The 12,675-nt window shown below is 44.0% G+C and carries 12 protein-coding genes; all 12 read left to right on the top strand.

Annotated features, from left to right (window positions below; translation table 11 throughout):
• Nucleotides 1-22 precede the first annotated feature (22 nt).
• The 12 genes from DK187_RS05955 (at nucleotide 23) to DK187_RS05900 (ending at nucleotide 12,659) form a co-directional block, all read left to right on the top strand.
• Nucleotides 23-1,177 (top strand): IscS subfamily cysteine desulfurase, encoded by a 1,155-nt coding sequence (locus tag DK187_RS05955; protein ID WP_111606432.1) that lies wholly within the window; start codon nucleotides 23-25, stop codon nucleotides 1,175-1,177.
• 156 nt (nucleotides 1,178-1,333) lie between these two features.
• Entirely contained in the window at nucleotides 1,334-1,741 is a 408-nt protein-coding gene (ndk, locus tag DK187_RS05950) for a nucleoside-diphosphate kinase (RefSeq protein ID WP_111606431.1), read from the top strand.
• A gap of 145 nt (nucleotides 1,742-1,886) precedes the next feature.
• Nucleotides 1,887-3,002 (top strand): dual-specificity RNA methyltransferase RlmN, encoded by a 1,116-nt coding sequence (gene rlmN / locus DK187_RS05945; protein ID WP_111606430.1) that lies wholly within the window; start codon nucleotides 1,887-1,889, stop codon nucleotides 3,000-3,002.
• 33 nt (nucleotides 3,003-3,035) lie between these two features.
• On the top strand, nucleotides 3,036-3,761 hold the full coding sequence (locus tag DK187_RS05940; protein ID WP_111606429.1) for a tetratricopeptide repeat protein: 726 nt from the start codon (nucleotides 3,036-3,038) through the stop codon (nucleotides 3,759-3,761).
• 1 nt (nucleotide 3,762) lies between these two features.
• Nucleotides 3,763-4,815 (top strand): RodZ domain-containing protein, encoded by a 1,053-nt coding sequence (locus DK187_RS05935; RefSeq protein ID WP_223232320.1) that lies wholly within the window; start codon nucleotides 3,763-3,765, stop codon nucleotides 4,813-4,815.
• A gap of 8 nt (nucleotides 4,816-4,823) precedes the next feature.
• Nucleotides 4,824-5,936 (top strand): flavodoxin-dependent (E)-4-hydroxy-3-methylbut-2-enyl-diphosphate synthase, encoded by a 1,113-nt coding sequence (gene ispG / locus DK187_RS05930; RefSeq protein WP_111606427.1) that lies wholly within the window; start codon nucleotides 4,824-4,826, stop codon nucleotides 5,934-5,936.
• Nucleotides 5,937-5,945: 9 nt separating this feature from the next.
• Nucleotides 5,946-7,220, top strand: coding sequence for a histidine--tRNA ligase (gene hisS, locus DK187_RS05925; protein WP_111606426.1), 1,275 nt, complete (start codon nucleotides 5,946-5,948; stop codon nucleotides 7,218-7,220).
• Nucleotides 7,221-7,289: 69 nt separating this feature from the next.
• A complete protein-coding gene (locus tag DK187_RS05920; protein WP_111606447.1) occupies nucleotides 7,290-7,931 on the top strand; it encodes a YfgM family protein in 642 nt (213 codons plus the stop codon).
• Nucleotides 7,932-7,934: 3 nt separating this feature from the next.
• Nucleotides 7,935-9,068 carry an outer membrane protein assembly factor BamB gene (bamB, locus tag DK187_RS05915; protein WP_111606425.1) on the top strand — a complete coding sequence of 378 codons (1,134 nt, stop codon included), beginning with the start codon at nucleotides 7,935-7,937 and terminating at the stop codon, nucleotides 9,066-9,068.
• Nucleotides 9,069-9,158: 90 nt separating this feature from the next.
• Complete coding sequence (gene der / locus DK187_RS05910) at nucleotides 9,159-10,496, top strand: ribosome biogenesis GTPase Der (protein ID WP_111606424.1); 1,338 nt, start codon at nucleotides 9,159-9,161, stop codon at nucleotides 10,494-10,496.
• A 208-nt stretch (nucleotides 10,497-10,704) separates the two neighbouring features.
• On the top strand, nucleotides 10,705-11,610 hold the full coding sequence (gene rimK / locus DK187_RS05905) for a 30S ribosomal protein S6--L-glutamate ligase (RefSeq protein ID WP_111606423.1): 906 nt from the start codon (nucleotides 10,705-10,707) through the stop codon (nucleotides 11,608-11,610).
• A complete protein-coding gene (locus tag DK187_RS05900; protein ID WP_111606422.1) occupies nucleotides 11,610-12,659 on the top strand; it encodes a succinylglutamate desuccinylase/aspartoacylase family protein in 1,050 nt (349 codons plus the stop codon). The genes rimK and DK187_RS05900 overlap by 1 nt, the downstream gene beginning before the upstream one ends.
• Nucleotides 12,660-12,675 lie beyond the last annotated feature (16 nt).

The following is a 12,675-nucleotide window of genomic DNA, read 5'->3' as shown; positions in this document are numbered from 1 at the left end:
TAATTTATATTGGAGAGCTTTAATGAATACCCCGGTTTACCTAGATAACTCTGCAACCACACCAGTGGACCCAAGAGTCGCTGAAAAAATGATGGCGTGTTTAACGCAGGATGGGAATTTTGGCAACCCTGCTTCTCGCTCACATCTTTTTGGTTGGCGAGCAGAAGAGGCTGTTGAAGAGGCTCGGTTACAGGTGGCCAGTTTAATTAAAGCGGATTCACGTGAGATTGTTTGGACGTCGGGTGCGACGGAAGCCAATAATTTAGCCTTGAAAGGGGTTGCTTATGCTTATCGCCAAAAAGGTCGTCATATCATTACTTCGATGATTGAGCATAAGGCGGTTTTGGATCCTTGTAAGCAACTTGAGAAAGACGGCTTTGAAGTGACGTATTTGCAGCCAGACGTGCATGGTGTGATTTCACCAAGTCAGGTGGAAGAAGCGTTGCGTGAAGATACGGTTCTGGTGTCTTTGATGCATGGCAATAATGAGCTTGGCGTGTTGACGGACATTGCATCGATTGGTCGCTTAACTCGATCTCGTGGCGTGTTTCTTCATGTTGATGCGGCGCAGACGACAGGCAAAGTTGAGATAGACGTTAATGTCATGAATGTAGATTTAATGTCGCTTACCGCTCATAAAACCTATGGTCCAAAAGGGATTGGTGCTTTGTTTGTAAGGCGTTCGCCGAAAGTAAAACTGGAGGCGCAAATTCACGGTGGTGGTCATGAGCGTGGTATGCGTTCTGGTACTTTAGCAACCCATCAAATTGTTGGTATGGGCGAAGCATTTCGTTTAGCGGGCGAAGAAATGGAGCAGGATTGTGCTCGTATTAAAGCTTTGCGCGAACGCTTGTGGTCTTCATTGACCGAGTTATCTGGTGTGCACCTTAACGGTGATTCAGATAACCGCGTTGCCGGCGTATTAAATGTTGGTTTTTCTGGTGTGGATGGGGAGGTGTTGTTAATGTCCTTGAGCGATATTGCAGTCTCTTCTGGTTCCGCCTGCACCTCAGCCAGCCTAGAGCCGTCTTATGTCTTGCGCACCATAGGTTTGGCTGATGACTTGGCTCACAGTTCCTTGCGACTTTCTATTGGTCGTTTCACAACGGAAGAAGAGGTGGATTTTGCGGCTGCCACCATTAAAAATGCTGTGAATCGCCTTCGACTCGCCGTTTAGGTGTGAGAATTTAAGCTTTTATTCTTATTAGAATAAATAATATTCGTTTGTTCATACAATTTTAAAGAATTGATGCGTATAATACGCGCGCTGAACTTTTAAGTCCTGGGCCATGCAGAAGGCATCGTCCCTTTAAATTTAATTTGGAGTTATATCATGGCGTTAGAACGTACTCTATCTATCATCAAGCCTGATGCTGTTGCGAAAAACGTAATCGGTGAAATCTACACGCGTTTTGAACGTGCTGGCTTTAAAATTGTTGAAGCGAAAATGATTCAACTAGACGACGAATTGGCTGGCGGTTTTTACGCTGAGCACAAAGAGCGTCCTTTCTACAAAGACTTGGTTGCTTTCATGACATCTGGTCCTGTTGTTGTGTCTGTTCTTGAAGGTGAAGGCGCTGTTCTTCGTCACCGTGAACTTATGGGTGCGACTAACCCTAAAGACGCAGCAGCTGGCACTTTGCGTGCAGATTACGCAACGTCTATCGATGCAAATGCTGTTCACGGTTCTGATTCTGTTGAATCTGCAACTCGTGAAATTGCTTACTTCTTCGGTAAGTAATTGACAGCTAGGACCTTTATGTCCGATCTGTTTTGTAAAAGCGGGCGCTAGCCCGCTTTTTTACAGAGGCTTCTGAAAAGATTTTTCTTTTCAGAGGCTTTTTTCGTTTACACTTAATGCTACTTATAGCAAGCGATATTGAATTATGACTGACATCAAAAAAGTAAACCTTTTAGGTTTATCCCCCGACAAGCTGATTGAGTTTTTTGAATCCATTGGTGAGAAGAAATTTCGTGCCACTCAAGTGATCAAATGGATTCATCAAAAGGGAGCCGAAAGCTTTGAAGAAATGACGGATGTCAGTAAGGCGTTACGTGCAAAACTAGAGCAGATCTGTGAGATTCGTGGGCCCGAAGTGGTGTCGCAGACTATTTCTACTGACGGTACGCGTAAGTGGATTATTCGTACGGAAGGGGGCAAGAACGACTGTGTTGAAACGGTTTTGATTCCAGATGGTGATAGAGCGACGTTGTGCGTGTCTTCACAGGTAGGTTGTTCTCTGGACTGCAGTTTTTGTTCAACGGGTAAGCAAGGTTTTAACCGAAATTTAACGCCTGCTGAAATCATTGGTCAGGTTTGGATTGCGATTAAGTCCTTTGGTCCTATGGATCCAAACGGCCCTCGTCGCGTTACCAATGTGGTCATGATGGGAATGGGCGAGCCTTTAATGAACTTTGAGCCTGTTGTTGATGCGATGATTTTAATGATGCACGACCATGCTTATGGTTTGTCTAAGCGTCGCGTCACCTTGAGTACTTCTGGTGTCGTCCCTAAAATTTATGAGTTGGTGAAACGTACAGACGTATCTTTGGCGATTTCATTGCATGCGCCAAACGATGCTTTGCGCAACGAGCTTGTGCCTATTAATAAAAAATACCCAATTGCTGAACTGTTAGAGGCGTGTCAGTTTTATTTGGCCAACCTGCCAGACAAGCGTCATATCACAATTGAATACACTTTAATGTCCGGTGTGAATGATAACGAAGAACAGGCTTATGAGTTAGCTGAGCTTCTTAAAGATTTGGAGTGTAAGGTTAACTTAATTCCATTTAACCCATTCCCTCATTCTGGTTATGAAAAGCCATCGAATAATCGTACGCGTCGTTTCCAGAAAATTTTGTCGGATGCGGGTTACACTGTGACCGTTCGAACCACTCGGGGAGATGATATCGATGCGGCTTGTGGCCAGTTGGTTGGTGATTTCCACGACAAAACACGTCGTAGTCAGAAATACATTGAGTTGCGAGAAGTGAAAAGTTAATTATTTTCTTTAGTGAATGACAAGGATGTCAGTATGCGGTTGTGTTGGTTGCCACTTTTATTGTGTTGTTTGCTGAGCACCTCTTGTGCTTACAAGCCTGTTTCTTCGCCATTATCCTCAACGTCTGATTCTGAGAGGTTGTTGATGGTTCAAGCGCATCTCTTACTGGGGCAGTGGGCTCTGGCGAAAAAGCAGCTTGATCAGGTTCGTATGTCCGAGCGAGGCAAGGATTATTGGCGATTGTTGAGTTTGTATTGGCTTAGCGTTGATCCCAATGATAAAGCGCTTTCAATACATCATCAGGCGCTGCAAAAATACCCAGACGATGATTTTATCTGGAATAATTACGGCGTCTTACTAGGCTTACGGAAGCGTTGGAGTGAGGCTTGTGATGCGTTTGAAAAAGCAGACAAAAGTAGCTTATTAAAACGTCAATCTGTGCAAATAAATCTATCTAGATGTGCAATACGTCAGAATCAAGTAAACTTGGCGAGAAACTATCTCAAACAGGCAAAAGAAATTGCAGATTTACCTCTGATTGGTTTGATGACCGAGCTCAATCTTGTTTTAATACGGGGTAACAATGACAAGGCTCGCTTAATTTTTAATAATATCCAGGCTGATAAAGAAATTGCCCGAGGATCGGTGCATTTTGATGAGTACAACTGTCTGTCGCGGCATCTAACTGCACGCGAGACTGACCCTACACTGTACTCATCAGCGAGTAATTTTACATGCCTGCATGGCTCAAGGTATTGACATGACAACTGAATCTCAAACGAACGCTTCTGTAAGTAAAACGAACATGGACACTATTAACATTGGCAATAGATTGAAGTCAAAAAGACTAGAGCTAGAGTTTGATGAAAGGTACGTTGCGACCGCGCTGAAAATCCCGATTGATCAAGTGCGAGCACTTGAAGCGAATGATTTTAAATACTTCCGTTCTGTGACCTTTGCACGAGGCTTTCTGAAGAGCTATTGTCGTTTATTGGGTATAGAACACACGGAGATGTTGCATGCCTTCGATAGCAGTAGGGAGTTGGTTGAAACAACCATTAAACCCGTTGATAAGGTGAACAAACAAAAGCATCTTGGTGACCCTATTATTGTGTTTATTTCTATCGTTATTGTTGCCGTTCTTGTGTTTTTGGTTTTCTGGTGGCCGGCTCAGTTCACTACGGTAGCCCTAGAGGAACAGCAAATAGAAGCCAGTGAAAGTGCCTCAATGGTCGAGCCGAATATGGAAGCAGCACAAACGCTTGTTGAGCCGACTGTGTCTCCAGAATCTCCAGAGGAATCATCAGATGTACCTGCTTCGACAAGCGAGAATGCACCAGAAGCCATAGCAAATGATAATGATAGTGATGTGAGCGACAATGCAAGTGATCTAGGCGTCAGTGTCGTTGATGAACAGCCTGCTGAATCGTCACCAGTACGTTCGAGTTCTGTGGTAACTGGATTGTCTGCTGAGACGATGGCCATTTTAGAAGAAGCGGGTGTGCGGCCAGAGGATGTTATAAGAGCAACAGCTGAAGTGCCTTCAACGCCGGTTCCTACTGTGCCGTCTTATACCGATGAGGTTGAAGTGGCATTTAGTGCCGATTGTTGGACAGAAGTGCGTGATGCCACGGGTAAAATTCTATTTTCCGGCGTGAAGACAGCGAGCAGTAATTTGTCTTTGACAGGCAAAGCACCTTATCGCGTTGTATTTGGTTACGCGAGAGGCGTGTCATCTTTGAAATTTAAAGGCGAAGTGTTCGATTTTTCTTCTTCTATTCGTAACGATTTGGCTCGATTTGAGCTCAAGTAGAGACTCTTATGCATTTTGAATCCCCTATAAAACGCCGCCATTCACGTCAAATTATGGTTGGTAATGTGCCAGTTGGTGGTGGCGCACCGATCAGTATTCAAAGTATGACGAATACTGAAACTTGCGATGTTGATGCGACAGTCGCTCAGATTCGTGCCATTGCTGCGGCCGGTGCTGATATTGTGCGTGTGTCTATCCCATCGATGGATGCGGCTGAAGCGTTCAAAAAAATACGTGAAGCGGTGTCGATTCCATTGGTTGCTGATATCCATTTTGACTATAAAATCGCTTTGAAAGTGGCCGAATATGGTGTTGATTGCCTGCGGATTAATCCTGGTAATATTGGTAATAAAGACCGTGTCCGTGCGGTTGTGGATTGCGCTCGCGATAAAAATATTCCCATTCGTATTGGTGTTAATGCGGGGTCTTTGGAAAAAGACTTGCAAAAAAAATACGGAGAGCCGACACCTGATGCCTTGGTGGAGTCTGCGTTTCGTCAGATTCAATATTTTGATGAGTTAGATTTTCATGAATATAAGTTGAGCTTAAAAGCATCTGATATTTTCATGACGGTAGAAGCCTACCGAAAAATCGCCAGTCAAATAGATAACCCATTGCATTTAGGGATAACAGAGGCTGGTGGCTTGCGCTCTGGTACTGTGAAATCCTCCATTGGTCTTGGTTTACTTTTGATGGACGGTATTGGTGATACTTTGCGTGTGTCCTTAGCCGCTGATCCCGTTCAAGAAGTTAAAGTGGGTTGGGATATGTTGCGCAGTTTGAAACTGCGAAATCGTGGCATCAACTTCATTGCCTGCCCAAGCTGCTCTCGTCAGAATTTTGATGTAATTAAGACAATGAATGAACTCGAAGAGCGACTTGAAGACATTGTTATTCCTATGGATGTGGCTGTTATTGGGTGTGTGGTTAATGGTCCGGGTGAAGCCAAAGAGGCTGATATAGGCCTCGCTGGTGGGTCGCCAAATAACTTGATTTACCAAGATGGTAAGCCGAATAGCAAAACTAAGAATGAAACGCTTGTTGATGACTTAGAAAAAATGATTCGTAAAAAGGCGCTTCTTAAAGAACGAGAATTAGCCAATATCATTGTAAAAAATTAAGGATCCATTGTGGCTCGTAAAATTCAAGCGATTAGGGGAATGAATGACATTTTGCCTGATCAATCCTCTGTTTGGTTATATTTAGAAAAAACAGTGGCCGATGTTGTTAAGTCGTATGGGTACCAGCAAATTCGTTTTCCTATCGTAGAAAACACAGATTTGTTTAAGCGTGGTGTCGGTGAAACAACTGACATTGTCGAAAAAGAAATGTACACATTTAATGATCGCAATGGCGAATCATTGACGTTGCGCCCTGAAGGCACTGCAAGCTGTGTTCGAGCTGCAGATCAGGCTGGACTATTGTTTAATCAAACTCAACGCCTTTGGTATACGGGACCTATGTTTCGTTATGAGCGTCCGCAAAAGGGGCGTTACCGTCAGTTTCACCAGATCGGTGTTGAATCTTTTGGCATGGGGTCGGCTGATATCGACGCTGAGTTGATTATTTTGTCCGCTCGGTTGTGGAAAAAACTGGGCTTGCTGGAGCATGTTGAGCTGCAATTAAATACCATAGGTTTTGCATCTGAGCGTGAAACGTATAAAGCCGCCTTGGTTGAATACTTGACGGCCTTTAAAGATCAATTGGATGAAGACAGTCAGCGCCGCTTAGGGACGAATCCATTACGGATATTAGACTCTAAAGATGAATCGACCCAAGCGATACTAAAAGAAGCGCCAAGCTTAGAAGATTTTATTGGTGAAGAATCGCAGGCTCATTTTGATCTTTTACAGGCCATTTTGAAAGCTAATGGAATACCGTATGTTATTAATCGTCGCTTAGTGCGCGGTTTAGATTATTACGGTAAAACTGTTTTTGAGTGGGTAACGACGCATCTAGGTTCTCAGGCGACCGTTTGCGCAGGTGGTCGTTATGATGGTTTAGTCGAGCAACTAGGAGGTAAGCCTACCCCTGCGGTCGGGTTTGCAATGGGCATAGAGCGCTTAGTTTTATTGCTTGAAACGTTAGATTTGATTCCTCAATCGGCCAAATTTTCTGCCGACATTTTTGTCGTTAGTATCGGTGATGATGCCGAAGTGGCCTCTTTTGTTCTGGCTGAGACGTTGCGTGAGGTGAGCCCACATTTGGTTATATTGCGTCATTGTGGCGGTGGTAACTTTAAGAACCAAATGAAAAAAGCAGACAAGTCAGAGGCCCGTTTCACTATTATTTTAGGCCAAGACGAAATAGAGCAAGGCATCTGCCAAGTGAAAGACATGTCAACGGGAGAGCAACAATCTTACCCACTCGATGATGTTATTAATTACCTAAATACTAAATTGTAATTGAATTTTTGGATTTAATGGTGTGCTGCCATTTACGTGATTGGTAGTGCCTTATATGAGGAAAAAAAAGTGTCTGAATTAAAGACTGAAGAAGAACAAATCGAAGCGTTTAAATCTTGGTGGAAAAAGAATGGTGTTATTCTGCTTGTCGCAGTCGCTCTTGCTGTTGGTGGCTATTTCGGCTGGCAAGCTTGGAAAACGAGTCAAGCGAACTACACGAGTGAAGCGTCTGCTCTTTATCAAAATTTGATCCAAGCATCAGCGGATTTAAGTGACGAAGAAAACCAAAAAACAGTTACCTTTATTGCCAAGCAGTTAGCTGATGATTACGGCGACACAGGTTACGCTATGTTTGGTCAGTTGTTTTTAGCACGAGTGGATGCTGAGAATGGTCAGTACGATGCGGCTATTAATGCATTAGACACGGCTATCGCTAAGACTAAGGATGTGTCTTTCATCGCCATTGCGAATTTACGAGTTGCGCGTTTATTGCTTCAAAAAGAAGATTATGCGGGTGCGATGGCTCGTGCTGAGCAAGTAACCGCTGAAGAGTTTGCTGCGCAACAGCAAGAATTAATGGGTGATATTTTAATATCGCAAGGCAAGCGTGATGATGCGCGTGTTGCTTACATGAAAGCAAACGAAGCATTAGGCGTGGGTGTGAACCATCCTCTGCTTGATATTAAACTAAAAGATTTGGTAAAAGGCTAAATTATGAACAAGTCTCTTTTTCTTGTTGTATTATTTTCTGCTCTAGTCATTCAAGGGTGCTCTAACTCTCGTCCTGCTTTACCAGACTTGCCTGCTTTAGACGCGAAAGTGAACTTAAAAACGTCATGGCGAACGGGAGTGGATGGAAACTTTGGTGAATCGAGCGAGCGTTTCAACCTTGTTGCGGAAGATGATGCTCTGTTTTTTGTGACAGAAAAAGGCACTGTTTACGAGCTAGGGCAAGAAAAAGGCAAAAAGAGAAACGCCGTATCGACAGAGTTTAAACCCAGCTCTGGGGTCACGCGTCATGGCGATACACTGTTTTTTGGTACATATGATGCCAAGCTGATTGCTGTTTCTTTGACGAGTAAATCTGTCTTATGGGAAAAAACGTTAAGTTCAGAAGTCTTGTCAGAAGCGGCTTATGCTGCTGGTAAATTAGCGATACAGACAGCAGATGGCTGGTTGAGTGTGCTTGATGCAGAGTCAGGTGATATTCTATGGCGAGCCAAAGAAGATTTGCCATCGTTAACGGTACGTGGTACAAGCGCTCCCATTATTGCGGATGGCAAGGTGATTGCTGGCTTCGCAAGTGGTCGGTTAAAAGCGTTTTCTTTGCAAAGCGGTAATCTACTGTGGTCTTATGAAGTAGGGAAGCCTGAGGGCCGCTACGAAATAGAAAGGCTGAGTGATATTGATGGTCGCTTGGTGGTAAGCAATGGCGTTGTTTATGCTGTGGCTTATAATGGAACGCTTGTTGCGCTTTCTCTTGATAGCGGACGGCCGTTATGGCAACGCAGTATTGCGAGTTCAGTTGGCGTGGCGGTGAAAGGAGAGCTACTTGTTGCTGTTGATATGACGAGCAAGGTCATTGCTCTGAATGCAAAAAATGGCACAGAGGTTTGGGAGAATGCGGATCTTGTTGAGCGAGATTTGATTTCACCCGAGTTCTTCCGAGATTATGTTGCTGTTATGGATCGAGCTGGTTATGTTCATTTACTTGACTTAAACACAGGTGAAATAGCGGTACACAAGGTTGCTGATAACAAGGTGCCACCAGGTAGTCGTATGGTCGCAAATGATAAGCAGCTGTTTATTCTTACGCCGAACTCTAATGTGACGGCATTGAGCTACTGAAATCAAATTTGATTTTTGTTAGCGATTTTTTAAAGAGGCTGCCATCCTTTTTTAGGGTGGTGGCCGCTTTGTATTTTTATAGGTAAAAAAATGATTCCAGTTATTGCATTGGTAGGTAGACCCAATGTTGGCAAGTCAACGCTCTTCAATCAATTGACGAGATCCCGTGATGCTTTGGTTGCCGATTATCCAGGTCTGACCCGTGACCGTAAATACGGTGACGGTAAGCTTGGCGAACATGAGTTTATCGTTATTGATACGGGTGGTATCAGTGGTGATGAGCAAGGTATTGACGAAAGAATGGCACGACAGTCTTTGTTGGCAATCGAAGAAGCCGACACTGTTTTGTTTATTGTGGATGGTCGCCACGGTTTAAACCCTGCTGACGAGATGATCGCCAATCATTTACGTCGCTCGAATAAGCCTGTTTCTCTTGTGGTCAATAAGACAGATGGCATTAACGAAGATATCGCATTAGCGGACTTCTATTCGTTGGGTTTTGGTGAGTTGCACCCGATTGCGGCTTCCCATGGTAAAGGCGTCCATGTCTTAATCGATAAAGTCATGTTGCCTTATGCTGAGCGTGTTGAAGAAGCAAAAAATCAGATTAGTTTAGAGTCTCGCGGTATACGTATTGGCGTGGTCGGGCGTCCAAATGTGGGCAAGTCTACCTTGGTTAACCGTATGTTAGGTGAAGACCGTGTGGTCGTCTATGATATGCCTGGCACGACTCGCGATAGTGTGTATATCCCTTATGTTCGCCATGATAAAGAATACACTCTTATTGATACAGCGGGCATTCGTCGACGTAAACACGTTAAAGAAGCGGTTGAAAAGTTCTCTATCGTGAAGACGTTGCAAGCCATTCAAGACGCCAACGTGGTTATTGTCGTGATCGATTCCCATGAAGACTTGGTTGAGCAAGACCTTCACATGATCGGTTATGTGTTGGACGCTGGTCGCGGTGTGATTATTGCCATTAATAAGTGGGACGGTCTTAAAAAAGATGATCGTGAACACATTAAGAGTGAAGTAGAGCGTCGTTTAGGTTTTGTTCCTTACGCGAAGGTTCATTATATTTCAGCCTTGCATGGTACGGGCGTTGGTGATTTATACGATACCATCGAGAGTACATATGAATCTTGCTATGCCAAATGGACAACCAACCGTTTGACACGGATTTTGGAAGATTCTGTTGCAGAGCATCAGCCTCCAATGGTAAACAGTCGTCGTATTAAATTACGCTACGCCCACCAAGGTGGATCTAACCCACCACGTATTGTGGTGCATGGAAATCAGACAGACTCTTTACCTGGTAGTTATAAGCGCTACTTGGAAAATAAGTTTAGAACGGTGCTCAACATTACTGGTACACCGATTATTTTTGAGTTCAAATCGTCAGAAAATCCGTTTTCACCGAAAAAGTAATCGCTATTTCCTGTTGGACTGTCTACGAATCTCTAAGTGTTTTTGTGATGCAAAGGCGCTTGGAGATTTTTTTATGGAAAAGACAGAAATCTCTTTCTAAATGTATTCTGATTCACTATTCTCGCGCCAATGGTCTTTCTCTATTTATAGACATTTTTTATAAGCATCGTTTGCTCGTGTGCTTTATTTTTCTGTTCAAAGGACATCTATGAAAATCGCAATACTTTCTCGTAATCCTCGGCTTTATTCTACTCGTCGATTGGTTGAAGCCGGTGAGCAGCTCGGTCATGAGGTAGATGTTATTGATACGATGCATTGCTATATGGACATTACCAGTAGCAATCCATCTGTGCGTTACAATGGTCAACCTTTACCAAAATACGATGCCGTTATTCCAAGAATTGGCGCGTCAGTGACTTTTTATGGTACAGCGGTCGTTAGGCAGTTTGAGATGATGGGGACTTACAGTATTAACGAGTCCGTGGCGATCAGTCGTTCGCGTGATAAGTTAAGATCTTTGCAGCTTATGTCTCGCAAGGGTTTGGGCTTGCCTAAAACAGGTTTTGCTCATCACCCTGATAAAATAGGCGACTTGTTGAAAAATGTCGGTGGTGCGCCTGTTGTGATTAAGTTACTAGAAGGCACGCAGGGCATCGGTGTGGTGTTGGCGGAATCTAATAAAACCGCCGAATCAATCATTGAAGCTTTTATGGGGCTAAAAGCGAATATTTTGGTGCAAGAATACATCAAAGAAGCGGGTGGTGCTGACATTCGCTGTTTAGTTGTTGGTGGTAAAGTTATTGCTGCCATGAAGCGTCAAGGTGCTGAAGGTGAATTTCGCTCTAATCTTCATCGTGGCGGAACGGCATCGTTGATTCGGTTGTCACCAGAGGAGCGACGAACGGCAGTCGAAGCGGCAAAAGTGATGGGGTTGAATATGTGTGGTGTGGATATTTTGCGCTCTAATCACGGCCCTTTGATTATGGAGGTCAATTCGTCTCCAGGTCTAGAAGGTATTGAAGCCGCAACAGGAAAGGATGTCGCTTCCATGATCATTCAGCATATTGAAAAGACTGCTTTTTTGAGTAATACAAAAACAAAAGGGAAGGGCTAATGGCGAAGACGGTTTTAACGATTGGCGGTGTGGAGATTCCGTTAGGCGGCACTGCAAGAATAAAGCTGCCAATGGTAAAACTGTACACAGACACAAACATGTCGATGCCTGTTTTTGTTAAACGTGGCAAACGATCTGGTCCAACATTGTTTATTAGTGCGGCCATTCACGGCGACGAACTTAATGGCATTGAGATCATTAGCCGTATTATTCAAAGTAAGTATTTGGAAAATTTGAAAGGAACTCTGATTGCCGTGCCCATTGTGAATGGTTATGGTGTGCTAAGTCAAAGTCGCTACTTACCCGACCGCCGTGATTTGAATCGTTCTTTTCCTGGTTCTCAACGGGGTTCTTTGGCTGGACGCGTAGCCGATCGTTTTTTAAGCGAAATTGTTTCCAAAGCGGATTACGGTATTGACCTTCATACTGGCAGTTTACACCGTACGAATCTACCCCAAATTCGAGCCAACCTTGATGACCCTGAAACGCTCGCCATTGCGAAAGCGTTTGGTGTGCCTGTACTGATGAATTCCAACCTTCGTGACGGCTCATTACGAGAATGCGCAAATGATGTGGGTGCGAAAGTCATTCTTTATGAAGCAGGAGAGGCTTTACGTTTTGATGAGCTGTCTATAAGAGCCGGTGTGAAAGGTATTGTGGGTGTGATGAGGCATTTAGGGATGTTGCCCAAGTCTCGCAGTAAGAAATCGCTATCAGAACCTAGAATTGCTCGCAGTAGTAGCTGGATTCGCGCCACCGATAGTGGTTTTACTACGCATATTAAAGAGCTGGGTGATCTTGTAGAAGAAGGCGATGTGCTGGCTGAAATCAAGGACCCCTATGGTGATATTCTAGATAAGGTGCTGTGCAAAAATGGCGGGATCATTATTGGTAAGCAGAATATTCCATTAGTTCAAGAAGGGGATGCCATGTATCACATTGCACACTTTTTAGCGCCTAATGAAGTGGCGGGGTATGTAGAAAGTATGCAGGATGAGTTAATGGACAGTGAGGCGTCATTAAGTCTTATTGATTATAAATCCTCTTAGCTCTTTCTGGCGATAT

Source organism: Marinomonas arctica, from assembly GCF_003259225.1.
Taxonomy (GTDB): Bacteria; Pseudomonadota; Gammaproteobacteria; order Pseudomonadales; family Marinomonadaceae; genus Marinomonas; species Marinomonas arctica.
This window is presented reverse-complemented; position numbering and strand designations above follow the sequence as displayed.

Bases quoted from the DNA above. Each gene is read 5' to 3' on its own strand.
- DK187_RS05955 (WP_111606432.1), top strand. From the start codon at position 23: ATGAATACCCCGGTTTACCTAGATAACTCTGCAACCACACCAGTGGAC.
- ndk (WP_111606431.1), top strand. From the start codon at position 1,334: ATGGCGTTAGAACGTACTCTATCTATCATCAAGCCTGATGCTGTTGCG.
- rlmN (WP_111606430.1), top strand. From the start codon at position 1,887: ATGACTGACATCAAAAAAGTAAACCTTTTAGGTTTATCCCCCGACAAG.
- DK187_RS05940 (WP_111606429.1), top strand. From the start codon at position 3,036: ATGCGGTTGTGTTGGTTGCCACTTTTATTGTGTTGTTTGCTGAGCACC.
- DK187_RS05935 (WP_223232320.1), top strand. From the start codon at position 3,763: ATGACAACTGAATCTCAAACGAACGCTTCTGTAAGTAAAACGAACATG.
- ispG (WP_111606427.1), top strand. From the start codon at position 4,824: ATGCATTTTGAATCCCCTATAAAACGCCGCCATTCACGTCAAATTATG.
- bamB (WP_111606425.1), top strand. From the start codon at position 7,935: ATGAACAAGTCTCTTTTTCTTGTTGTATTATTTTCTGCTCTAGTCATT.
- der (WP_111606424.1), top strand. From the start codon at position 9,159: ATGATTCCAGTTATTGCATTGGTAGGTAGACCCAATGTTGGCAAGTCA.
- rimK (WP_111606423.1), top strand. From the start codon at position 10,705: ATGAAAATCGCAATACTTTCTCGTAATCCTCGGCTTTATTCTACTCGT.
- DK187_RS05900 (WP_111606422.1), top strand. From the start codon at position 11,610: ATGGCGAAGACGGTTTTAACGATTGGCGGTGTGGAGATTCCGTTAGGC.